At 69.1% G+C, this 23,791-nt stretch carries 16 protein-coding genes and 2 pseudogenes; 12 read left to right on the plus strand and 6 right to left on the minus strand.

Going from position 1 to position 23,791, the window contains the following annotated elements; genetic code table 11:
- Positions 1–203: 203 nt before the first annotated feature.
- The 4 genes from ABZ823_RS23245 to ABZ823_RS23260 all read left to right on the plus strand — a co-directional run bounded on the left by ABZ823_RS23245 (position 204) and on the right by ABZ823_RS23260 (position 8,896).
- Complete coding sequence (locus ABZ823_RS23245) at positions 204–2,357, plus strand: N-6 DNA methylase (protein ID WP_361663523.1); 2,154 nt, start codon at positions 204–206, stop codon at positions 2,355–2,357.
- 79 nt (positions 2,358–2,436) lie between these two features.
- Entirely contained in the window at positions 2,437–4,428 is a 1,992-nt protein-coding gene (locus tag ABZ823_RS23250; RefSeq protein ID WP_361663527.1) for a class I SAM-dependent DNA methyltransferase, read from the plus strand.
- A complete protein-coding gene (locus ABZ823_RS23255; protein WP_361663530.1) occupies positions 4,425–5,717 on the plus strand; it encodes a restriction endonuclease subunit S in 1,293 nt (430 codons plus the stop codon). The genes ABZ823_RS23250 and ABZ823_RS23255 overlap by 4 nt, the downstream gene beginning before the upstream one ends.
- Positions 5,714–8,896, plus strand: a complete 3,183-nt coding sequence (locus ABZ823_RS23260) for a type I restriction endonuclease (RefSeq protein ID WP_361663533.1) — start codon at positions 5,714–5,716, stop codon at positions 8,894–8,896. The genes ABZ823_RS23255 and ABZ823_RS23260 overlap by 4 nt, the downstream gene beginning before the upstream one ends.
- Positions 8,897–8,950: 54 nt before the next feature.
- Here the strand turns inward: ABZ823_RS23260 and ABZ823_RS23265 are convergent, their stop codons facing one another.
- Both ABZ823_RS23265 and ABZ823_RS23270 read right to left on the minus strand, forming a co-directional pair.
- A complete protein-coding gene (locus ABZ823_RS23265; protein ID WP_361663536.1) occupies positions 8,951–9,157 on the minus strand; it encodes a DUF397 domain-containing protein in 207 nt (68 codons plus the stop codon).
- Complete coding sequence (locus ABZ823_RS23270; protein WP_361663646.1) at positions 9,154–9,939, minus strand: helix-turn-helix transcriptional regulator; 786 nt, start codon at positions 9,937–9,939, stop codon at positions 9,154–9,156. Before ABZ823_RS23270 ends, ABZ823_RS23265 begins: the two co-directional genes overlap by 4 nt.
- Before the next feature lie 203 nt (positions 9,940–10,142).
- Between ABZ823_RS23270 and ABZ823_RS23275 the strand changes: the two genes are divergently transcribed.
- The 4 genes from ABZ823_RS23275 to ABZ823_RS23290 all read left to right on the plus strand — a co-directional run bounded on the left by ABZ823_RS23275 (position 10,143) and on the right by ABZ823_RS23290 (position 15,556).
- Complete coding sequence (locus tag ABZ823_RS23275; protein ID WP_361663539.1) at positions 10,143–10,634, plus strand: ATP-binding protein; 492 nt, start codon at positions 10,143–10,145, stop codon at positions 10,632–10,634.
- A gap of 103 nt (positions 10,635–10,737) precedes the next feature.
- Complete coding sequence (locus ABZ823_RS23280) at positions 10,738–12,330, plus strand: serine/threonine-protein kinase (RefSeq protein WP_361663542.1); 1,593 nt, start codon at positions 10,738–10,740, stop codon at positions 12,328–12,330.
- A gap of 77 nt (positions 12,331–12,407) precedes the next feature.
- Positions 12,408–14,549, plus strand: coding sequence for a UvrD-helicase domain-containing protein (locus ABZ823_RS23285; protein WP_361663546.1), 2,142 nt, complete (start codon positions 12,408–12,410; stop codon positions 14,547–14,549).
- 275 nt (positions 14,550–14,824) lie between these two features.
- A complete protein-coding gene (locus ABZ823_RS23290) occupies positions 14,825–15,556 on the plus strand; it encodes an EcsC family protein (protein ID WP_361663548.1) in 732 nt (243 codons plus the stop codon).
- 379 nt (positions 15,557–15,935) lie between these two features.
- Here the strand turns inward: ABZ823_RS23290 and ABZ823_RS23295 are convergent.
- The 4 genes and pseudogenes from ABZ823_RS23295 to ABZ823_RS23310 form a co-directional block, all read right to left on the minus strand.
- Positions 15,936–16,981: pseudogene (locus ABZ823_RS23295) on the minus strand (Spo0B domain-containing protein); the annotation flags it as partial.
- A gap of 96 nt (positions 16,982–17,077) precedes the next feature.
- Positions 17,078–17,342, minus strand: a pseudogene (locus ABZ823_RS23300) (IS256 family transposase); the annotation flags it as partial.
- A 186-nt stretch (positions 17,343–17,528) separates the two neighbouring features.
- Complete coding sequence (locus tag ABZ823_RS23305; protein ID WP_361663551.1) at positions 17,529–18,020, minus strand: spore-associated protein A; 492 nt, start codon at positions 18,018–18,020, stop codon at positions 17,529–17,531.
- A 96-nt stretch (positions 18,021–18,116) separates the two neighbouring features.
- A complete protein-coding gene (locus ABZ823_RS23310; protein WP_361663554.1) occupies positions 18,117–19,118 on the minus strand; it encodes a helix-turn-helix domain-containing protein in 1,002 nt (333 codons plus the stop codon).
- Between the two features lie 730 nt (positions 19,119–19,848).
- Between ABZ823_RS23310 and ABZ823_RS23315 the strand changes: the two genes are divergently transcribed.
- The 4 genes from ABZ823_RS23315 to ABZ823_RS23330 all read left to right on the plus strand — a co-directional run bounded on the left by ABZ823_RS23315 (position 19,849) and on the right by ABZ823_RS23330 (position 23,789).
- Positions 19,849–20,826: a lytic transglycosylase domain-containing protein gene (locus ABZ823_RS23315; protein WP_361663649.1), complete on the plus strand. Its 978-nt coding sequence runs from the start codon at positions 19,849–19,851 to the stop codon at positions 20,824–20,826.
- A gap of 113 nt (positions 20,827–20,939) precedes the next feature.
- A complete protein-coding gene (locus ABZ823_RS23320) occupies positions 20,940–21,977 on the plus strand; it encodes a sigma-70 family RNA polymerase sigma factor (RefSeq protein ID WP_361663557.1) in 1,038 nt (345 codons plus the stop codon).
- A 115-nt stretch (positions 21,978–22,092) separates the two neighbouring features.
- On the plus strand, positions 22,093–23,022 hold the full coding sequence (locus ABZ823_RS23325; RefSeq protein WP_361663561.1) for an ABC transporter ATP-binding protein: 930 nt from the start codon (positions 22,093–22,095) through the stop codon (positions 23,020–23,022).
- Entirely contained in the window at positions 23,019–23,789 is a 771-nt protein-coding gene (locus tag ABZ823_RS23330) for an ABC transporter permease (RefSeq protein ID WP_361663564.1), read from the plus strand. The genes ABZ823_RS23325 and ABZ823_RS23330 overlap by 4 nt, the downstream gene beginning before the upstream one ends.
- The last annotated feature ends 2 nt before the right edge of the window (positions 23,790–23,791 follow it).

Below are 23,791 nucleotides of genomic sequence, written 5' to 3' on the forward strand. Positions count from 1 at the left end.
AGGGGTTCGGGCAGGACGAGGGGCTGGGCGCTCAAGGACATGGCTGTGCAAGGGAAGTGACGGTTCGCGCCGGCGGAGCGTCGCTCACCGGCGGAAGCGAGTACATGGAAGCACAAGCATGAAAGCACTGTCCAACAGTTTCCAGGAGTTGACTCGTGCTGTAGGTTGTAACCACGCCGATCACCGGAGCCAGGACCACATCCATGTCGCAGCCACCCGCACCATCCGCCCAGGTGACAGCCGCCGAGATCTCCCGCATCGCGGGCGTCACGCGCGCCACCGTCAGCAACTGGCGCCGCCGGCACGAGGACTTCCCGGCACCCTCGGGCGGCACGGACAGCAGCCCGCTGTACGACCTGGAGGAGGTCCGGGCCTGGCTCGCCTCACGCGGACAGCGCACGGCGGCCACGCCCAGCGGGGAGCTGCGCACCACCCTTCGCCTCCGAGAGCCGGCCGGCGCCGGCACGTCCGACCTGCTTCTGCTGGTCCTGGCAGCGGCCCGCCGCCCCGACGACGGCCTCACCGGCCTGCTCGCGCTGTCCGACGCCGATCTGCTGAAGCAGGCGAACGACGCGGCCGCCGAGGTCGCGGACGTGGTGCCGGACACGGAACCCGTCCGGTTCACCGACTCCGACACCACGGTCCTGCGCGCCCTGCTGCTCTGCGTCCGCGACGAGAGCGCGCAGACGGCACTCGGCGTACTGGCAGAGAGGGAGCTGGAGGACAGTGCCGCCAGCGGCGCCTACCGCACCCCGGCCCCGCTCGCCGACCTGCTGGCCCGCCTGGTCCCGGGCTCCCCGGCCAGCGTCCTCGACCCCGCATGCGGCAGCGGCACCTTGCTGTCGGCCGCAGCAGCGCGCGGCGCGCGCAAGCTGTACGGGCAGGACAGCCTCCCCGTCCAGGCACGGCGCACCGCGGTCGGCCTGACCCTGACCGCTGAGGAGAGTGCGGACGTCACCGTGCGCACGGGCGACAGCCTGCGCGCCGACGCCTTTCCGGACCTCACCGTCGACGCCGTGCTGTGCAACCCGCCCTACGGCGACCGGGACTGGGGCCACGACGAACTGGCCTACGACCCGCGTTGGGCGTACGGTTTCCCGCCCCGCGCCGAGTCCGAACTGGCCTGGGTCCAGCACGCGCTGGCCCACCTCGAACCGGGCGGCCACGCCGTTCTGCTTCTCCCGCCGGCCACGGCGTCCCGCTCCTCCGGCCGCCGCATCCGCGCCGAGCTCATCCGCAGCGGCGCGCTGCGGGCGGTGGCGGCCCTGCCGCCGGGGGCGGCGATTCCGCTCCACATCGGCCTGCAGGTGTGGGTGCTGCAGCGGCCGGAGCCGACCTGGCCGGCATACCAGACGGTGCTCTTCGTTGACACCGTGGGCGAGCCCACGGCTCCGGGGCGCGGCGGGAGCCGTGCCGGTGCGGTGGACTGGGCGCGGGTGACCGAGCAGATCGTCTCGGCGTGGACGGCGTACGCCGCGGACCCGGACGGGTTCGAGGCGCAGGCCGGTGTGGCGCGGGCGGTGAGCGTGGTCGACCTGCTCGACGAGGTGGTCGACGTGACGCCCGCCCGACAGGTACGTGCCTCGCAGGCCGACGTGGACCCGCGGGAGCTGGCCGACCAGGCCGTGGCTGCCCGGGAGGCGCTGACGGGTGCGGCGCAGTCGGTCGCGGCACTGGCCGGCACGGAGTTGTGGGAGGCCGCGGGTGCCGAGGCGCGCCAGTGGCGTTCGGCCACGGTGTCCGACCTGGCCCGGGGCGGCGCGCTGAAGGTCCTGCGGACAGCCCCCGCGTCGCCGAGGCAGGGGGACGGCGAGGGCGGCCCGGAGGCGGGTGGCGGGGTGGCCCGGCCCGCCCTCACCGGCGGCGACATCGCTCGCGGAAGCGGACCGACGGGGCGGATCGAGGACGAGCAGGTCGCCGAGCAGGTGCCGGAGATCGCCGTGGGCGACGTGTTGGTGCGTGGGCTGACCGGCGGACGGGGTGCCGTCGCACGGGTGGCGGGCGAGGAAGAGGCTGGTGTGCTGCTCGGTCCGGGCGTTCACCTCTTCCGGCCCGACCCGGCGCGGCTCGACCCCTGGTTCCTCTACGGCTTCCTCGGCTCGGAGGCCAACCTGACCGGCGCCTCCACCGGCAGCTCCACACTGCACCTCAGCCCGGGCCGGCTGCGCGTCCCCCTGCTGCCGCTGGAGGAACAGCGGCGGTACGGACAGGCGTTCCGGCACGTTGCCACCTTGCGCGACCAGGCCCGTAGAGCAGAGGAGTTGGCCGAGGAGACGGCACGGCTCGTGGCCGACGGCCTCACGGGCGGACAGCTGGTCCCGCAGGAACCCGAGACTTTCGAACTCCCCCACTCATAATGCGGACGGACGAGGCCCCCACCCTCCCGCCGCGCTCCACGTCATCCGTACCGGCCCCGGAAGGGAAGCGGAAGAAGTCTTGAACATCAGCAAGCACACGGAGTTGGCGAACCACGCGTGGTCCGTCGCCGATCTCCTGCGGGGGGACTACAGGCAGTCCGACTACGGCAAGGTCATCCTGCCGTTCACGGTGCTGCGGCGACTGGAGTGCGTGCTGGAACCCACGCGCGAGAAGGTCACGGAGACCCTGGCGAAGTTCGAGGGCCAGGACATCATCGCGGACAAGTTCCTCCGCAAGGCTTCCGGCCACGCCTTCTACAACACGTCCACGCTCACTCTGAAGAAGATCGCGGCGGACCCGCAGAACGCGGCGAAGAACCTCGCCCTGTACGTGGGGGCCTTCTCCGACAACGCCCGAGGTGTGCTGGACCGCTTCGAGTTCGCCCAGCAGATCAAGCGGCTGGATGGCGCGGGCCTGCTCTACCAGGTCATCGGCAAGTTCACCGACCTGGACCTGCGTCCCGAGGTCGTGCCCAACCACAACATGGGCTATATCTTCGAGGAGTTGATCCGCCGCTTCTCCGAGCAGTCCAACGAGACGGCCGGTGAGCACTTCACGCCGCGCGAGGTCATCCAGCTCATGGTGCGGCTGCTGGTCGCCCCCGACGGCGACGCGCTCCAGCTTCCGGGCGCGGTGCGCACGGTCCTCGACCCGGCCTGCGGCACGGGCGGCATGCTCTCCGCGATGGACGACCTGATCACGGAGCTGAACCCGGACGCCACGGTGGAGGTGTACGGGCAGGAGCTCAACCCCGAGTCGTGGGCGATCTGCCGGTCCGACCTCATGATCAAGGGCCAGGACCCGGAGAACATCGCCTTCGGCAACTCCTTCTCGGACGACGGCCACGCGCGCAAGACCTTCGACTACATGCTGGCCAACCCGCCGTTCGGCGTGGAGTGGAAGAAGGTCAAGGACGAGGTCGAGGCCGAGCACAAGCAGCTCGGCGAGGCCGGCCGCTTCGGGGCGGGGCTTCCGAAGATTAGCGATGGCTCGCTGCTGTTCCTCCAGCACATGATCTCGAAGATGAAGCCGGTGGGTGTGGACGGTGGAGGCGGCTCGCGCCTGGCGATCGTCTTCAACGGCTCGCCGCTGTTCGCCGGCGCGGCCGGCTCGGGCGAGTCGGAGATCCGCCGCTGGATCCTGGAGAACGACTGGTTGGAGGGCATCGTCGCCCTGCCGGACCAGCTCTTCTACAACACCGGCATCTCCACCTACTTCTGGATCCTGACCAACCGCAAGAGCCCGGACCACAAGGGCAAGGTCGTGCTGCTGGACGCGCGGGACCAGTGGCAAAAGATGCGCAAGTCCCTCGGCGACAAGCGCAAGGAGCTGGGCAAGGACCACATCGCCACGGTGGTCAAGCTGTACGGCGAGGCCCTGGCGGTGGCGGGGGACGCGGAGCACCCGCTGTACAGCAAGGTGAAGGTCTTCTGGAACGAGGACTTCGGCTACCAGCGGATCACGGTGGAGCGCCCGCTGAAGCTGCGGTTCGAGATCACGGAGGAGACGCTGGCGGCGCTGGAGGCGTCCAAGGCCATCCAGAAGCTGCCGCAGGCACCGGCCCTGGCGGACGCTTTCAAGTCCCTGATGGGCACGAGCTGGAGCACGAAGCAGGAGGCCTGGCTCGCGTTGAAGGACGCGGTGGTGCTGACCGGCGGGACTTGGCCGACGGGGGCGCCGTTCAACAAGGCGCTGCGTGAGGTTGTCGGCGTGCGGGACCCGGAGGGCGAAGTCCAGCGCATCAAGGACCAGCCCGAGCCGGACGCGGAGCTGCGCGACTACGAGAACGTCCCGCTGGGCGAGGACGTTGAGGAGTACCTGGCACGGGAGGTCCACCCGTACGTGCCGGACGCGTGGATCGACCACAGCAAGACGAAGATCGGGTACGAGATTCCGCTCACGCGGCACTTCTACGCGTATGAGCCGCCGAGACCGTTGGCGGAGATCGACGCGGAGTTGAAGGCACTGGAGGCGGAGATTCAGGGGCTTCTAGGAGAGGTTACGGAATGAGTAGCTGGCGCAACCTTCGACTCAAGGACCTTTGCGTCGACGGGGGACAATACGGCCTCAATGTCTCGGCAGAAACGTACGTGCAGCCGGGAGTGCGCCTCCTACGTACCACGGACATCAGTAGTGGCGTACTGACACCTGACGAATCCGGCGTCTTTGTCGAATCCGTTCCTGAAGCGCGATTCACCCTTACCGCTGGGGACCTGCTTCTGTCCCGCAGCGGAACACCGCCCGGACAGTCCTATCTGGTTCGCCCGACTGATGCAGGGATGACGTTCGCAGGCTACTTGGTCAGATTTCGACCTCGCTCGAATGTGGACCCTAGGTTCCTCGCTTACGTTGCCCGCAGCGTCCCATTCCAGCACACCATTCAAGCCGAGTCTGTAGCATCAACGATTCAGAATTTCAATGCCGAGCGTTACGCGAACATTCGCGTGGCAGCCCCGGACTTCGCTCAGCAGCGCCGCATCGCCGACTTCCTCGACGCCGAGACCGCCCGGATCGACCGTGTCAGGGAGGCACGAGAAGCCCAGGGTGCTTTGCTCAACCTTATGCTGGGCCAACTCGTCGACGGAGCTACCGCCGCAGATGCCGAAACCCTCAAAAAGATCGGGGTTAGCACTGATAGAGCAGACTGGGGGCCAGGAAAGGTAAGCCGTCTATGCCAGGTCATTGCGGGTTACGCTTTTCCCAGCGAGGGATTTCTACACAACGGCGGTACACGACTTCTTCGCGGCATCAACGTCTCCGTGGATGAGACGTCGTGGGATGAAACCGTTTCGTGGGACGAAGACGGAGCGCCCACACCTCAGCGATTCCATCTACGCGACGGCGATCTGGTCCTGGGGATGGATCGCCCCTGGATCTCTAGCGGCATGCGCATGACCTTCATCTCGGAGAGAGATCTACCTGCGCTCCTCCTCCAACGGGTTGCGTGCCTTCGGCCAAAGTCCGTCGAGGTTGACATGAGGTATGTCTACTGGAGCTTTCGGTCTTCAAGGTTCCGCCAAGCTGTGGAGGGGGAGCTGACCGGTGTCTCAGTTCCGCATCTCAGCGGTGACCAAATCGGAGGGTTTACCTTCCCGCTCCCGCCTTTCTCCACGCAGCGAATTATCTCGGACCGGCTCTCTGCTCACTCAGCACGTATCCGAAGCCTGCGGTCAACGATGAATCGACAGGCCGAGCTGCTGGACGAACGCCGCCAAGCCCTCATCACCGCCGCCGTAACCGGCCAGTTCGACGTGTCCACCGCCAGTGGCCGCAACGTGACCGAAGGAGTATCCGCATGAGCCCCGTGCACGACGAGTCGTCCTTTGGTTCCGCCATCGTCGCCGCCCTCTGCGAGCGAGGCTGGCGGGAGGCGAACCCCGAGAAATACCAGGCCGATCTGGGCCTGGACACCAACGAGCTGTTCACCTTCATCGGAGCGACCCAGCCCGACGAGTGGGACGAGCTGCTCACCGTCTACGGCGGCAACCCCAACGAGGCACAACGTGGTTTCGCGCAGCGCCTCGACCGGGCCATCGCCGACGACGGATTGCTCCACGTCCTGCGCAACGGCGTGAAGGACCGCGGCGTCCGGCTCCGCGTCGCCTACTTCAAGCCCAACCTCATCTCCGACGACTCCGTCCTCAGCGGCTACCGGGCCAACCGCCTGACCGTCGTCCGCGAGCTCCCCTACGCCACCAAGCAGGCCAACTGGGGCCACCGTCTCGACCTGACCCTGTTCCTCAACGGCATCCCCGTCGCCACGGCCGAGTTGAAGAACCCGCTCACCGGTCAGGGTGTCGAGCAGGCCAAGGAGCAGTACCGGAGCGACCGCGACCCGACCGAGCTGATCTTCATGCGCCGCGTCATCGCCAACTTCGCCGTTGACCCGGACCTGGTCTTCCTCACCACTCAACTGCGCGGCAAGAGCACCCGGTTCCTGCCGTTCAACACCGGCTCCAACGGCCCCGGTCAGCCCGGCGGGGCCGGCAACCCGGCGCCCACCGCCCACGGCACGTACGCCACGTCCTACCTCTGGGAAGAGCTCTGGCAGCGAGACAACTGGCTCCACCTGCTCCAGCGTTTCGTGCACCAGCAGAAGCACAAGACGCCCGGCGGCGGCACCAGCAAGACAACGATCTTCCCCCGATTCCACCAGTGGGACGTGGTCCGCAAGCTCACCGCGCACGCATCCGTCCACGGAGCCGGCCAGAACTACCTGATCATGGCCTCCGCCGGCTCCGGCAAGTCCAACACCATCGGCTGGCTCGCCCACCGCCTCAGCGATCTGCACGCACGCCGCGATCCCGCCGTCCTGCGGCCCGACGCCCTCGTCGATGGCCGTATCAAGCCCGGCGAGCCCGTCTTCGACAAGGTCATCGTCATCACCGACCGCCGCGCGCTGGACGCCCAGCTCTCGGCGACGGTCGGCAGCTTCTCGCAGACCGACGGCCTGGTCGTGAAGATCGACGAGAAGCACGGGGCGAAGAGCGAACAGCTCGCCCGCGCTCTCTCCCGGGACACCGGGAAGATCGTCACGGTCACCCTGCACTCGTTCCCGGCGCTGCTGAACTACATCAAGAGCAACCCGACCGAGATCAAGGGCACCCGCTTCGCGATCATCGTGGACGAGGCGCACTCCTCCCAGTCCGGCGACGCCGCCACCGCCGTGAAGTCGGCCCTGCGCGACCTCGGCCTGGACGCCGACTCGGACGACGAGGGCGCGACCACGGTCACCGTGGAGGACAAGCTGAAGGCGAAGGCGGTCGAGCGCTCCCAGGCCGCCAACCTCTCCTACTTCGCCTTCACGGCCACCCCCAAGGCCAAGACGCTCGAACTCTTCGGCACGGAAGCCGTGGAGAACGGCAAGACCGTCTACCGCCCCTTCCACACCTACTCCATGCGTCAGGCCATCGAGGAGGGCTTCATCCTCGACCCCCTGCGCAACTACGTCACCTACAACACCTACTGGAAGCTCGCGAACCTCAACCACGACGAGAAGGAGGTCGACCCCTCCAAGGCCAACAGCCTGCTCGCCCGGTTCGCGCTCATGCACGAGCACACGGTGTCCCAGCACGCCCAGGTGATCGTGGAGCACTTCGTCGCACACACCCGCAGCCGGCTCGGTGGCCGGGCCAAGGCGATGGTGGTCACGGCGTCCCGCCAGTCCGCCGTCCAGATGGCTCGCGCCATCCGCAGCTACATCGCCGACCGCGAGTACGACACGAAGTACCCGGACCTGGGCGTCCTGGTCGCCTTCTCCGGCTCCCTCACCATCGACGGTGAGGAGACCACCGAGAGCAAGGAGAACGGCGGTCTGCCGGAGAGCGCGCTGCCCAAGGCGTTCGCCTACACCCGCGCCGACGACAAGGCCGCGAAGGCCGGCGGCAAGGGGCAGCAGGAGTACCGGATCCTCGTCGTCGCCGAGAAGTACCAGACCGGCTTCGACCAGCCGCTCCTCACGACGATGTACGTCAACAAGACGCTGACCGGCATCGCCGCCGTGCAGACGCTCTCGCGCCTCAACCGCACCGCCGAACGCAAGTCGCAGGCCGACCTGGCCGTCCTGGACTTCGTCAACGAGGCCGAGGACATCCAGGACGCCTTCCGCCCGTACTTCGAGGAGGCGCACACCCTGCCCTCCGACCCGAACCTCCTGTACACGGCCCAGAGTCGGGTCATGTCCGCGCCGATCGTCTCGGAGCAGGACATGGACGAGTTCGTCGCCGCGTACTTCGAGGCGCAGGAGAAGGCCGGCGGCTCCCAGGCCAAGTGGGAGAAGCTGCACGCCGAGTTGTACCGGCTCCTCTCCCCCGCCGTCACCCGCTTCGGCACCCTCCTGGAGAGCGAGGAGGAGGACGATGTCGAGGCCGCCGAGGAGTTCCGGGCCAATCTCAACGACTACGTCCGCAAGTACGGCTTCCTCGCGCAGATCGTCCCCTACCAGGACGCCGACCTGGAGCGGCTGTACCTCTACGGGCGTTACCTGCTCAACCGGCTGCCCCGCCTGGCGGACGGCGGCGTCGACATAGGCGAGGTCGACCTCAGCCACCTGCGCGTCGAGAAGACCGGCGAGCACGACAAGTCCCTCGTGCCCGAAGGCCCGGCCGAACTGAAGGGGTTCGGTGACGGGGTCGGCGGCGGTAAGGACGCGGAGAAGTCGCTGCTGTCGGAGCTGATCGAAAGGTTCAACGCGAAGTTCGGCACGGAGTTCACCGAGGAGGACGTCCTCCCGGCCTTCAACGCGACGAAGAAGGACCCGAAGGTCCGGGCCGCCGCCCTCGTCAACGACGAGGAGAACTTCGGTGTCGTCTTCGACAAGAAGTTCGAAGAGAACATGATGGACCATGTCTCCACGATCGACACGCTCGGCAGGCGGTATTTCGGGACGGACCGCGACTTCAAGTCCAACCTCGACCGCAGTGCCCGCCGCGCGGCCTGGCGGATGATCCGCCGGGAGGAGGGGCTGGACGACTTCTGACGGTGTCTGCGGTCCGGCACCACCCGGTGCCGGGCCGCAGCCGCCCTGCCCGCTTCAGCCGCGCGCGGCCTGCTCCACGAAGGCGGACCAGGCCTTCGGCTCGAGCGCCAGAACGGGCCCGGCGGAGTGTTTCGAGTCCCGGACCAACACAGCGTTGTGAGCGGCAGCGACCTCGACGCACTGGCCACCCTCGGCTCCGCTGTAGCTGCTCTTGAACCAGGCGAGTCCGACCATTGAAGTTGCGCTCTCTGCCGTCTTCATAGCTCCTTCAGCAACTCCTCGATGAGTTCCAGGCTCTGCTGCGGAGTAAGAGCCTGGCTTCTGATGATCCCATAGCGGGCAGCGGCCAGAGCCGTCTCGTCGTTGTCCGTCACCAGGTTGCTGCGTCCCTGTACCTCCGCATAGACGACCTGCTCTCCGCCTTTGCGTCTGACCACTGTGAACGGTCCATCGATACCGGCGTTGTCCTCGCGGTCCAGTGGCATCACTTGGATCTCTACGTTCCGCCGACGGCCGACGAGCAGGAGATGCTCAAGCTGTCCTCGCAGCACCACCTTGCCGCCCAGGGGCTTGCGCAGTACGGACTCCTCCATCACGAGGCTGAGCAGCGGAGCCGGCCAGCGGTTGAAGATTTCCTGTCGGTCCAGCCGAGCGGATACACGCAGTTCCATGGTGGCCTCGTCCAGCAACGGCCGACGCATGGCCAGCACTGCCCGCATGTATTCCTCGGTCTGCAAGAGGCCGTTGATCACCACCGTGTCGTAGGCGCACAACTCCACTGCCTCGGCCTCAAGTTGAGCCATGTCCCGGAAGAAAGGCGGATACCGCGCCCGAGCCACCTCCCCCTTCAACGCCACCAACAACCCGCCCGCATCCAGCACTTCGTCCGCCTGCTCGATGAACCGCGGCTGCGGAACCCGACGCCCCTGCTCGTAGGAGGCGATCGTGTCCGCCGAGTACCCGACCCGTCTGCCGAGTTCGGCCCGTTCCATGCCCGCCCGCGTCCGCAGCAGCTTCAACTGCCTTCCGAACGCGCCGATCAGCCCCCTGGGGGCTCTTCCTCACTCCGCCGCTGCCCCGGCACCTCGGCGTCGACGCCGCTCTCCCTGTCGTCCAACACCGCACACCCCACTTCCCGCTCACGCGGCCGTACCGTCCCGTACACGGTGTTCGCCCGCGGGTACTCCCCACGGCGTCGGCGCGTCACCCCTGGTCACGTTATGCCACGCCCAGCCACGCTGCGTGCGTGAACCGAACGGAACAACCCGCACCGGCGACCCCCGTCCACTCCTGCTTCGCCCTCCGCTTCAGCTCGACGCCCCGAGGCGCGCGCCTGGCCCGTCGGCTCTGCGCGGAGCGGCTCGACTCCTGGGGCCTGCCGTACGGCAGCGAGGGACACGACGTGCTGAGCCTGCTCGTCTCCGAGCTCGCCACCAACGCCGTCACCCACGGCCATGTGGCCGGCCGCGACTTCCGTGTCCACCTCCTCGCACTCTCCGCGCCCGCCGCCGCATCCCTCACGGTCCGCGTGGAGGTCACCGACACGCGAGGCGACAAACTCCCTGTGCCCGCTGCCGCCCCTGCCGCCGGCCCCACCCGTACCGGCGGACGTGGCCTGCTGCTGGTCGAGGCCCTCGCCGATCGCTGGGGCTGCGAACCGCGCTCGGACGGCCCCGGCAAGGCGGTCTGGGCCGAGTACACGGTGGCGCGACACGCCTCGTCCGCCGCGCCCTCGTAGGACCGGGCTGGACGCAGTGATCCCTTTCCGGGAAAACTGGCCGCGGCCAACGGGGCTCGGGGAACAAGAGCGAGCGCGAGCGCAGGACGCGGGGCGGGGACAGGTGCCGGACAGACCGATCGCGGGCCGCTACGAGCTGCTGGAGCGGCTCGGCAACGGCGGCATGGGCGACGTGTGGCGGGGCTACGACGCGGTGCTGGACCGGCCCGTCGCCGTGAAGCGGATCCGGCCGCAGACCGTCGCCGCCACACCCCAACTGGCCGAGGAGCTGGAGCGGCGCTTCCGTCGCGAGGCCAGGATCACCGCCCGCATCCAGCACCCGGGTGTGCCGCAGGTGTACGACGCCGTCCTCGACAGCACGTACGAGCACCTGTTCCTCGTCATGGAGCTGGTGGAGGGCGTCCCCCTCACCCGGTACGTGCACGAGGAGCGGCCCCTCCCGGTCAGCTGGGCCGTGGCGGTCGCCGCGCAGGTCGCCACCGTGCTGTCGTACGCGCACGACGTGCCGGTGGTGCACCGCGACCTCAAGCCGTCCAACATCCTGGTCGCGCGGGACGGCACGGTGAAGGTCCTCGACTTCGGCGTCGCGGCGATCCTGCGGACCGACGTCACCAAACTGACGGCCTCCGGCCGGCCCATCGGCACCCACCAGTACATGTCACCCGAGCAGGTGCGCGGCACCCGGGTCACCCCGCGCACCGACCTTTACGCCCTCGGCTGCGTACTGCACGAGCTTCTCTGCGGGCAGCCGCTGTTCACCGCGCGCAGCGACTTCGAGCTGATGGACCAGCACGTCCGGACCGCGCCCACTCCGCTGCGACGCCTGCGCGCCGACGTGCCGGAGGAGCTGGAGGCGCTGGTCCTGCACCTGCTCCGCAAGACCCCGGAGAGCCGGCCGGTGGACGTGCAGGAGGTCTACGAGCGGCTGATGCCGTTCCTGCCCGCGCCCGGGGAGTCCTCCGCCCTCGGGGAGGCCGGGCCGCCCGGAGCACCGGACCCGACCGGCCTCTACCGCCGCCCCTACGCGCCCCGCGTCCGGGCCGAGAGCCGTCCCCCTGTCACCCCGGACACGGCGGCTCCCGGCCAGGTCGCCGAGTACGTGGTCTCGCCGCCCGAGCGGGAGCTGCTGCGGGCCCAGCTGCGGGAGGTCGACGAGCACTACATCGCCCTCATGGAGGAGGAGCGCTACACGCAGGCCGCCGAGGTCGCGGGCGAGATGATCGAGCCGCTGGCGAGGGCCCTGGGCGCCGAGAACAAGGCCGTCCTCCGGCTAAGGCGGCGCCGGGCGGTCAGCCGGCAGCTGGCGGGCGACCACCGGGCGGCCCTGCCCGAGTTCGAGGCGCTGGCCGAGGCGTACGGCCGCATCAACGGGCCGACCAGCGAGGCCGCCCGCGACTGCCGCGCCCAGGCGGCCCGCTGCCGTGGCGAACTCGGCCAGGTGACCGAGGCGCTGGCGGAGCTGCGGGGCGTCCTCGAGATGGAACGGGCCGTCGAGAGCGACGTCAGCGACGCGGCTGTGGAGCTGCGCCGTGACATCGGCATGCTGCTGCTCAGCCAGGGCAACCCGGAGGAGGCCCGGGCATGTCTTAAGGCTCTGCACGAGGACGTCGTGCTCGTACACGGCCCGCGCCACGAAGTGGCCGTCGAGGCCGCGGAGATCCTGGCCATGCTCCGCCGGGAACTCGAGGGCGAGTGACCGGCAGAGCACGGCCGGCAGCCGGTGAACGAAAGCCCGAGGCCTGCTGCCACGCCGTGGCGGCCTAAGATCCCGTCATGCCGCACCTCGCCTTCGACAGAGCCTTCTGTCAGCAGCTGGAGAAGCTCGAGAAGCACGTCAGGAACGGCGTGTTCGACGCCTGGGAGAAGTTCGAGCGGCTCTCCCTCGACCAGCTCTTCAAGGACCCGGGCCTGAAGCTGGAATCCCTCAAGGGCGCCAAGGACCGGCAGATCCGGACCATCCGCATCACCCAGGGATACCGCGGCGTGGTCCTCGCTCCCGAGACGGGGGACACCTTCGTGCTGCTCCGGGTCGGCCCGCACGACGAGGCCACCGAGTGGGCGGTGAAGCAGAAGGCGACCATCAACGCCGTCACCGGCGCCGTGGAGCTCCGCGAGATCGCCACGCTGGAGGAGCTGACACCCACCTACCAGCGCATGGCGCCCGCCGAGGAGCAGCGGCTCTTCGCGAGGATCTCCGACGGTGAGATGGCCGCGCTCGGCATCGACGCCACCACCATCGCGCAGGCACGCGTGCTGACCAGCTTGGAACAGCTCGACGTATTTGGACAGTTCTTCCCGCCGGACCAGTACAAGGTGCTGGAACACCTGGCCCTCGGCGCGGGTGTCGAGCAGACGTGGCAGGAGGTGGTCGTGCCGGCGCTGGCCGACGCGGCTTCGCAGGAGCCCGTCGACACCACCGACTACGCGACCGCCATCGCGCACACCCGCACCCGGATCGCCGTCGTCGCGGACGCCGACGAACTGCGCGACATCCTCGACAAGCCGTTCGCCGCCTGGCGGATCTTCCTGCACCCTGCCCAGCACAAGGTCGCCTACCGGCCGTCGTACTCCGGCCCCGCCCAGGTGGCCGGCGGGCCCGGTACCGGGAAGTCCGTCGTCGCCCTCCATCGGGTGCGGCACCTGCTGCGGCACCTGCGCGACGGCGACCGCATCCTCCTCACCACCTTCACCAACGCCCTCGTGGACTCCCTGAACGAAGGGCTCTCCCTGCTCGTCGACGACCCTGACCTGCGCGACCGGGTGGACGTCATGACCGTCGACGCCTTCGCCGGACGCGTGGTCAACACCTCGCGTCGGCCGCTCAGCGGGTACGAGGAGACCGCCCGATGGGAGCAGGCCGCGGAAGCCACTGGCTTCACCGGCACCCCGCAGTTCCTCGCCCAGGAGTACAAGCACGTCGTCCTCACCCAGGACATCCGCAGCCGGGAGGAGTACGAGCGCTGCGAGCGCCGGGGCCGCGGCAGCGCGCTGCCGGCCTCCGCCCGGCCGCTGGTGTGGCGGACCGTGGAGGAGTTCACCCGGAGCCTGGCCGAGGACGGATTGCGCACCTACCTCGGCACCTGCGTGGAGGCCACCGACCTGCTGACCGAGCAGGGACCGTGCTACCGGCACATAGTCATCGACGAGGCCCAGGACCTCCACCCGGCCCAGTGGCGGATGCTGCGCGCGGCTGCCCCGCGGCGGCCCGACGACCTTTTCATCGCGGGCGACCCGCACCAGCGGATCTACGACAACCGGGTGTCGCTGAAGTCCCTCGGCATCAACGTCGCCGGCCGTTCGACCAAGCTGCGCAAGAACTACCGCTCCACCCAGGAGATCCTCAGCTGGGCGACGGGACTCCTGCTCGGCCGCCCCTACGCCGAACTGGCCGACAGCGGACGGCACGACACCCTGATCGGGTACAGCTCGGCCCTGCACGGTTCCGGGCCGCGCGTCCACGCGGCGGAGACGGAGGAGGCCGAACTCGACGCCTTGGTCGAGCAGGTGCGCGAGTGGGTGGACGGCGGCGCCACGTACGGGGAGATCGGCATCTGCGCGCGGTTCAACAAGACCTGCGAGAAGGCCAAGGACCGCCTGATCGCGGCCGGCGTCCCTGCCAGCCGGGTCCGCGCGGGAGCCGCCCGCACCGACGACGCGGTCAACGTGGGCACCATGCACACCTTCAAGGGGCTCGAGTACCGCTACACCGCCGTCGTCGGCGTCAACGAGCGCGCGCTGCCGAACCCTTCGGCCATCACCCCGGAGGAGGCCGACCGACTCCAGCATGAGGCCGACCTCGCCGCCGAACGCTGCCTGCTGTTCGTCGCCTGCACCCGGGCCCGGGACGGCCTGTACGTCTCGTGGACCGGGCAGCCGAGCCCGTTCCTGTTGGAGGTCGGCTGCGGGGCAGGGTAGCCGGCACGGCCTACTCACCCTCCCTGCGTCAGGCAACCACCAGCAGAGACATACAGTTTGACGGCGCTTTCACTCGCATGGGAAGGTGTAACCGCTTCAGCTCGTGAAGGCGGCACGGCGAAAGGGCGCCGTGACGCGAAGGGGTGGACGGGCGGTGGCGAGGGGGTGCGGCTCCAACCGCCCACGGTCTTGCCGGGGATGCCGGCGACCGGAATCCTTCTCCTGCCCGCAGCAGTGCGGGATGCCCCGGTGGGCGCTCGCGGAAGGGGTGCGTGATGGCCGACGAGAAGACTCCTGATGAAGGAGCGGTCGAGAAGGCCGGGCGGTGGGTCGCCGATCTCGCGGAGAAGGTCATGGTCAACGGCGTGGGGCCGATCACGGGGTCGGTGACGTGGGCCGAGGACCGTCTTGCGCGTCGGCAGGGCGCCGATTACAGGGCACCTGATGACGGTGAGCGCCGTTCTCCCGAGGACATGAAGGACGACATCGATGCGGTCGTCGCCCGCCTCATCAAGGAGTCGGTGGCTGCGGCCGGGACTCAGGGGTTCGTCACCGGGCTCGGAGGTCTGCTCACCGCAGGCGTGACGATCCCCGCGAACGTGGCTGCGTCCATCGCCATCAACATGCGAATGGCTGGTTCCATCGCACACCTTCGGGGATGGGACATCCGTGATCCGCACGTGCGGACCGTCGTGATGATGCTCGCGATCGGGATGAGCGCGCAGAACGTCCTGGCAGCCTTCGGGGTGAAGGTCGGTCAGAAGCTCGGCGAGCAGGTGATCAAGAAGATCCCGATGGCGGCGCTCCATGCGATCAACAAGAAGGTCGGGTTCCACCTCGTCGCGAAATATGGAACCAAGCGTGCTGCGATCACGCTCGCCAAGGCGGTCCCGATCCTGGGGGGCCTTGTCGGAGGGGCTGTGGACGCGGGAGCGACTGCGGTCATCGGACGGGCCACGGACAAGGCCTTGCGCGGCGACGCCCTGCGGGGCGAGGAACCGAAGTAGGGAAGAAGCGAACCAGGTGGACGAGCGCTCGCCTTTTTGGAGTGTCTGACTTCTTGAATCGACCGCAGGCGCTAATCAACGGCGCCTCGGCCTTCGCCGACGTCTCCGTGTGCAGGCGTGGAAAGCCGCGGGCGGGGAGCAAGCGTCGAGCGCGTTGTCTTCGCGGTTGCGGAGCGTTCCGCCGAGCAAGGAAACTTCATGGCGTTCCGAGAAGCGTTCGTCTCAACTGTCGATTTCAACCTTCGGAACGCGACGTCTCGGTGAAGACTGACCACCAAGCCTCGCGAAGGGAACCGCCGCCGTGGACTACCGCCTCGAACTGATCCCGCTCCCGGTCGACGAGGTCGACCGCGACAGGTCGCGGACCTGTCGGCGATAGCAACGCGCAGATGTAGCACACCACTTCCTCCTGCTCGCCGATCTGGATCAAGCCGGAAATGGTGTGCAACTGGTTGGCGAACTCGTGGGCCTGCGCCCGCAGCAGTTCGGACGTGCTGCGGAAGGAGCTGATCTCGCGTTCCAGCCGGGCCAGTTCGGTGCGGTCGCGCAGGGTGGTGACCGAGCCGAGCAATCGCCCGTCCTTGATGACCGCCATCCGGTTCATGACCAGTACGCGCCCGTGCCGGATGGCGACCTCGTCCGGCCTCTCCTGCGGCGCCTCCCGTGCGCCGATCAGTACGTCCAGCAGCCGCCCGCCGATGCCGAGCTCGGGCAGGCTACGGCCCACGCAGTCCACGGGCAGGCCGCGCAGGCACCTGCCCATGTCGTTGACAAGGGTGAGACGGTGCTGCGGATCCAGAGCGACAACGCCCTCGGCGATCCCGTACAGCATCGCCTCCCGGTGCTCGGCCAGACCGGCGATCTCACGCGGTTCCAGTCCCAGCGTCTGCTGTTTCACGCGTCGGGCGAGCAGCCAGGAGCCTGCAACGCCGAGAGCACTGGCCACGCCGAGGTAGGTGAGCAAGTACGACGACGCGCCGATCAAGCGCTCCCACACGCTGGGAGACGCCTCGCCGATCACGACAGTGCCCAGCTGGCGTCCAAGGTCTTTGCCCGTGGCGCCGAGAACCGGCACCTGGGCCACCAGTTCGCGGCTGCCATCCCAGTCCAGCGCGCCCGACCAGCTTTGACACCCACTCACGCCCCTCCCCCGGGGCAGCGGTTCGCCGACCACGGTGGGATTCGTCGCACTGACCACGCGTCCGTCGCAGTCTGCCACCGTGACCGAGGTGACGTCGGACTGCACGCGCAAAGAGTGCACCAGCGGGGCAAGCGTCTCCTGCGGCACGGGGCGCACCAAGGGCTGCGCAGCAGAGGTTGGGCGGCCAGTTGCTCGGCCAGCGCGCTCACCCTGCGGCCTTCCACCCGATTGAACGTAGCCTCCGACTGGGCGAGCGAGACAGCGGCGAATCTGCTGCCAAGCAATCCGACCGGCCGGAGCGCCCTCGACGTGGTCTGGCGCTACCTGCCATCCGACCAGCGGGACCGCGTACCCGCCACGTCGCGGGGCACCTTCACCTAGACGGGCCCGACATCGGACAGGACGGTCTTGGCACGGGCTCCGTTACGGCTGTTGCCACTGTTGCGGCCCTCGGCATCGTGCTTGTCGCAGCCGAGGTGGTCTCGCCTTTCAAAACGGACTCCAGCACCCGCTTCGTGAGCCCTGCAGCAACCCGCCCTCACCGGCCTGCTGCAGGCCCTCGTCCCGGGCCCGGTCGACCAGCGTCCCGATCAACTGGTCATCCGACACCGCCTCCGCGGCCGGAGCGACGGCCGGCTCCTCCATGGCCTCGGTCGCAACGATGGTCCCGCTCCTCTGGCGTCTCCTTGATCATCGTATCCGCCGTTGATTGAACGCTCCCCTGCAGCAATGAAAGCCCACAGGCCGCCCGCCGGCTTACGTGACGGCGAATCGGGAGCCCTCGTCACAGGTGCGAGGGCTCCCGTTGTTCATAGGCCGGTTCGTTCCGTCTCAGCGCTGGTGCCTGTCGCGGAACTTGACGTCCTTCCCCGCGTACAGCGTCTTGGCCGCCGCCCGGCCGCAGTTCGAACTCGCGTTGAACGTCTGCCAGGTGCCGATGCCGCCGCCCCACTCGACACAGACGCCGGGCGCGTACTTGTACACCGGGCCCGCGTAGGACCGGTACTGGCCCTCGTCGACCGCCGCCTCGGTCTCCGGGCGGCCGACGACGTTGAGGTAGGCGAACATGTACGTGGGGCTGCCGACGGTGTTGCGCTTGGTCACGACACAGTTCTTGCCGGTCTTGGAGTTGTAGGTCAGATAGACCGTGCCCACGTTGGCGATCGCTGCCGAGTTCACCACCACATAGCCGGAGCCGCAGAGTCCGTTGTACGCCGCCGTCGCGGCCGCGGACGCGGTGGGCGCTGTCACCAGCAGGCCGGCCGGAACGGCCAGTGCCGCGATGGCCGCGGCCACCACACGGACTCGTTTCGGATTGCTCATGGGATGCCTCCCCCTTGTTCGGTTACCCTCCGTGACGCATGCGTCGGCAGGCGTCACGTGAAGTCTGCGGCGCCACGGGGCGTATGTCGTTGTCGGTCAGCGCCCGGCCGTTGACGATGGGTGACTCCCACGGCCGGCGAGTGACACATGCCGGTACTCACTGGGGGGCATGCCGTAGGCGGCGCGGAAGACACGGCTGAAGTGGGCCGGGTCGGTCAGGCCCCAGCGGGTGCTGATGGCGTGGATCGGCAGGCGCCGCAGCAGGGGGTCGGCCAGGTCGCGGTGGCAGCGCTCCAGCCGGCGTGAGCGGATCCAGCCGGCGACGGTGGTGCCCTGCTCCCCGAACAGGCGGTGCAGGGAACGGACGGAGAGGTGGTGCGCCGCGGCTATCGTGGCCGGATCCAGCCGCGGGTCTCCCAGGTGCCGTTGGACGAATGCCTGGATCTGCAGGAGCAGGGCATGGCGGTGGGTCTCGTCCGGTACCGCGGTGCCTCCGTCGAGGTGGTGGACGAGCAGCGCCGTCAGCAGTTCGACGGTGGTGTTGACCAGGTGTGTGCCGTCCGTCGCCCGGTACGCGGCGGCACCGGCGACCATCTGCCGGAGGTATCCGGAGAACAGGGCGGCGATCCCGGACGCGGCCGGCATGCATAACGGGATCAGTCGTTGCACCCTGTTGGCCGGCAGCGGCAGCAGCGCACGGGGAACCTGCACCATCACCCCCTCCACCGTGAGCGAGGGGTCTCCGGCCCACCCCTCCCAGGGCTGTGAGGTGTCGTAGCACAGCAGATCGCCCGGGCCGCTCGTGATGTCCCTGCCGCCCTGGACGATCCGGTGGCCTCCGCGCAGGTTCACCATCGCCTGGTAGCACTCGGGGTCGCCCCGCCGGATCAGCCTGGTGGTGCGCAGGGTCTTCAACGGCGGGTAGGACAAGGCGCTTACCTGCACCGTGCCGAGATCCAGCAGCCGCACGCTCGCTCGGAAGTCGTCCTCGTGGTCACTGCGGAGCGCGTTGGGCACCAACGTGCTCGTCATCATGGCGTCCCAGCAGTCGAACCGGTCCGCCGTGGGCAGATCCGTCGTCCGGAGCTCCGTCAGCATCACCGAACACACCCCCCGTGCGCCGAGATTCCGCCTCGATCCCGTTTCGAGGCCGTCCCATGGAGGTTCGACACACGGGGACCGCGGGCAGTTGCACACCACCCACAAACCGCTCAGGACGACTGAACCGCTCCGGATCGAAATCGTCTCATCCTGAAGTCGCTGGTCACGGGGGCCTGTGTGGGTCACGGTTCCCAGTGGCGGCGCTTCTGCCGGATGTATGCAAGAAAGCCCAGCTCAGAAGTGTGCTGCGGCTCAGAGTGGGAGCTGCTCCCTGATCACCGGACGGTCAGGTCGCGATGCCACCTCAGGACCGTCTCGGTCGAGACGATCAGGTGCAGCTCCCGCAACTTGGGCCTGGGGAGCTGCTGGAGGAGCGCGGCCAGGAAAGCCCGGGGTGTCGCGCGAGCTGTCGATCTGTCGCTGGAGAACAGCCAACTGGTGGCGGAGCGTCAATATGCGTTGTCCACCTTTACGCGCGCGTTCCGGCGGGCCTGCGATCGGGGTCGGTGACTGCCCCGACCTCTTGGTGAGACCTTGACGGACATGCGGCGTACCCCGTTTCCGACAAGGTGCCCGCCCGATCCGCCCGGTTCCGCACGACGGACCTGCCCTCCGGCCGCGTAGAGCAGACGACGGATTCACCCACGGAGGGGACTGCACAGTGACAGCACGTGCACTCAAGGGGGCACTGAGGGGTGCCAGGGGTACGGCGATCGCGGCGGCGGCGATGGCCGTCCTGACCGCGTCGCAGGCGCCGGGGGCGGTCTCGGCCCAGGCCGCGGAGCCCGCGCGGAAGGCGGCGCCCGCCGAGCACGGCCCCAGCGTGTCCGGAGACACCCCGTACCACACCGGCCTTCCCCCGCTGCGGACGCGGAAGAACGGCTCGGCACCGGGAGCGCTGGGCGGCGGCGCCCTGCCCGCGAGCGTGTTCGCCGCGTACCGGCGTGCCGAGGAGGAGCTGGCGCGCAGCGCGCCCGGCTGCCGGCTGCGCTGGCAGCTGCTGGCCGGGATCGGCCAGGTGGAGTCCGGGCAGGCATGGGGCGGCCGGGTGACCCCGCACGGTACGACCGTGACGCCCATCCTCGGCCCGCGGCTGACCGGCGGCGCCTTCGCCGTCGTGCCGGACACCGACGGCGGCGCGTATGACTTGGACGCGGTGTACGACCGCGCGGTCGGCCCGATGCAGTTCATACCGTCCACCTGGGTCCGCTGGGGCGCGGACGGCAACGGCGACGGACGGAGGGACCCGAACAACGTCTACGACGCGGCGCTCGCCGCCGGCCGCTACCTGTGCGCGGGCGGCCGGGACCTGTCGCACCCCGCCGACCTGGACCGGGCCATCCTGGGCTACAACCACTCGGACGCCTATCTGCGCACCGTCAAGGCCTGGTACGCGTACTACCTGATCGGGCACCGCGTGGTGCCGGACGCGTCCGAAAACTTTCGGTCGGACCGGCCGAAGCCGTCCCGCCCGAAGAGGCCGAAGCCCTCGCCGACGACGCCCTCGGACGACCGGAAGCCGGGCCCTGGTCCTTCGCGCACGCCGTCGACGCCGCCTGCCTCACCCTCACCCAGCCCGTCCCCTACGGCCGACCTGCCGAAGGCGTCCCACACGCCGCCGGTTCCCGTGCCCGAGCCGACCCTCACGCTGCCCGTCGGCGGTGTGCTGCCCGACGCGGGGCCGCTGACCATCGGCAACGGCTGAAACACGATGGGCGTCTCCCCCTCCACAACGGCGCCTACTCGGCGGTAATGTCGCCACCCGCCGGAAACAAAGGACCGGTGGGTGAGTGCGAAGGGGCTCTCATGGCAACGGACATGCCTGCGAACACAGCGGCCGCCGACGAGCGTTGGCAGCGTATGTGGAGCCATCGCGAGCAGTTGCTCAAAGTGGCCCGGCGGCGCTCCATGAGCCACGAGGACGCCGAGGACGCCGTGCACGAGGCGATGCTGCGGGCCGCGGAACGCCCGGATCTGGACGACGAGCGGCTCGGCGCCTGGCTGACGGCGGTGACGATGCGGCTGTGCGTCGACCGGTACCGGCAGGTCAACCGCGAGGCCGAGGTGGGCAGTCGGCCCACGCTCGTCGCGCCGGGTCCGGTACCCGTCGAGGAGGCGGTGTGCGACCGGGCCGAGGCGAAGTGGCTCGCCGTGCGCAGCGGTGAGCTGCCCGCCCGGCAGGCGGAGGCGCTCCGGCTGAAGTCCGAGGACCTGGACGTGAGCCAGGTGGCGGTGCGGATGGGGCTCAGCTATCGGACCGTCGAGTCGCTGCTCGCCCGGGCCCGGCGGACGCTGCGCGCTTCGCTGGCCGGGACGCTCGCACTGGTGCTGTTCCTGGTCGGGCGCGGGCGGCTGCGCGGGGGCGGCAAGGCCCAGGCGGTCGCGGTCACCTCGACGGCGGCGACCCTGGCGGTGGCGGGGTTCGTGCTGCCGTACGCGCTCAATGCGGACGGCAACGGGGACCGTCCGGCGCCGCGACCGGCCGTGTCCGGCGCCGCGCAGGTCCTGCGCAGCGACGCCACGGGCCGGGGGCGCACCCCCAAGACGCGCACCTCATCCCCCCTGGCGACCGGGGCCCGGAGCCGGACGCCCTCACCGACCGGAGGAACGTCCGTGCCGCTGCCGGTGCCCGTGCCGTCCCTGCCGGACGTGTCCTCGTCCCCGCTCCCGGGGCTGTCGGCGCCACAGGTCCCGCAGGTGCCCGGCGTGCCGAAGGTGCCGGACCTGCCGACGAGGCCGGCCGTCTCGTCGGTGCCGTCGCTTCCCCCGGCCTCGGCGCTACCGGCCGCTCCGTTCTCCTCCCCTGTCCCCGCCCTGAGGATGCCTTCGAGCACGCTGTCGCCGAAGCTTCCCTAGCACGCCGTTAACGCGTCCGAAAAAATCCCGGTCGCCGCGACGGACGCCCCGCCCCTCCCCGTAGAGCAGATGTCGGAGCTGCTCACGGCGCGAGCATGGGCGAAGGGTGGACCGGATGGGTGTCGAGATCTGTGTGGAAGGGCTGACCAAGTCCTTCGGCCACCAGGTCATCTGGCAGGACGTCTCGCTGACGCTGCCCGCCGGGGAGGTTTCGGTGATGCTCGGCCCCTCGGGGACGGGCAAGTCGGTGTTCCTCAAGACGCTCGTGGGGCTGCTGAAGCCGGAGCGCGGCTCCATCACGATCCAGGGCCGGGACATCACCAAGCTCCGTGAACACGACCTGTACGAGGTGCGGAAGCTGTTCGGCGTGCTGTTCCAGGACGGCGCGCTGTTCGGTTCGATGAACCTGTACGACAACATCGCCTTCCCGCTGCGCGAGCACACCCGCAAGTCGGAGAGCGAGATCAAGCGGATCGTCCTCGAGAAGATGGACATGGTCGGGCTGATCGGCGCCGAGGAGAAGCTGCCCGGCGAGATCTCCGGCGGTATGCGCAAGCGTGCGGGGCTCGCCCGCGCCCTGGTCCTCGACCCGGAGATCATCCTGTTCGACGAGCCGGACTCGGGCCTGGACCCGGTCCGCGTGGCCTACCTCAACCAGCTCATCGTCGACCTGAACGCACAGATCGACGCGACCTTCCTGATCGTCACCCACGACATCGCCTCGGCCCGCCAGGTCCCGGACAACATCGGGCTGCTGTTCCGGCGGGAGCTGGTGATGTTCGGGCCCCGCGAGGAGCTGCTGACCAGTGACGAGCCCGTCGTACGGCAGTTCCTGAACGGCCGGATGCAGGGGCCGATCGGCATGGCGGAGGAGAAGGACGCGGCGCAGGTCGAGCAGGAGCTGGCCCAGATCGACGAGGGTCCACGAGTCCGGGACCTGACTCCCCGGCTGCTGCCCGGCCCCGGCATCACACGCCGGCCCCGCTGGGAGGCGATCGCGAGACGCGAGACAGAGCTGCACGGGACGGGAGTGAGCAGCGCATGAGGATCTCCCCGATCGGTGCGCTCCGGCACTCGGGCAACCTCTTCGCGATGGCGCTGGACGTCGTCCGGACCCTGCCTCGACGACCCTTCCAGGCAAGGGAGTTCATCCAGCAGGCGTGGTTCGTCGCGAGCGTCACGATCCTGCCGACGGCGCTGGTCTCGATCCCCTTCGGGGCGGTCATCGCGCTGCAAATCGGCAGCCTGACCCGGCAGCTGGGCGCGCAGTCCTTCTCCGGTGCCGCGTCCGTGCTCGCGGTGCTGCGGGAGGCCTCGCCGATCGTGACCGCGCTGCTGATCGCGGGCGCGGGCGGAACGGCGATCTGCGCGGACCTCGGGGCGCGCAAGATCCGGGACGAGATCGACGCGATGCAGGTGCTGGGCATCGACCCGATCCACCGGCTGGTCGTACCGCGCGTGCTGGCGTCGATGGTCGTGGCCGTGCTGCTCAACGGCCTCGTCTCGGTGGTCGGTGTCGCGGGCGGCTACTTCTTCAACGTCGTCCTGCAACATGGCACGCCCGGCGCCTACCTGGCGTCCTTCACCACCCTCGCCCAGTTGTCCGACCTGTGGGCGGCGGAGATCAAGGCGCTGGTGTTCGGGGCCATCGCGGCGATCGTCGCCTCGTACAAGGGGCTGACGGCGCAGGGCGGTCCGAAGGGCGTGGGCGATGCCGTCAACCAGTCCGTGGTGATCACCTTCATGTTGCTGTTCGTGACCAACTTCGTGATGACCGCGGTGTACTTCCAGGTCGTCCCGCAGAGGGGTTAGCC

The sequence above is a fragment of the Streptomyces sp. NPDC047079 genome (assembly GCF_040643755.1).
In the GTDB taxonomy this organism is placed as follows: domain Bacteria; phylum Actinomycetota; class Actinomycetes; order Streptomycetales; family Streptomycetaceae; genus Streptomyces.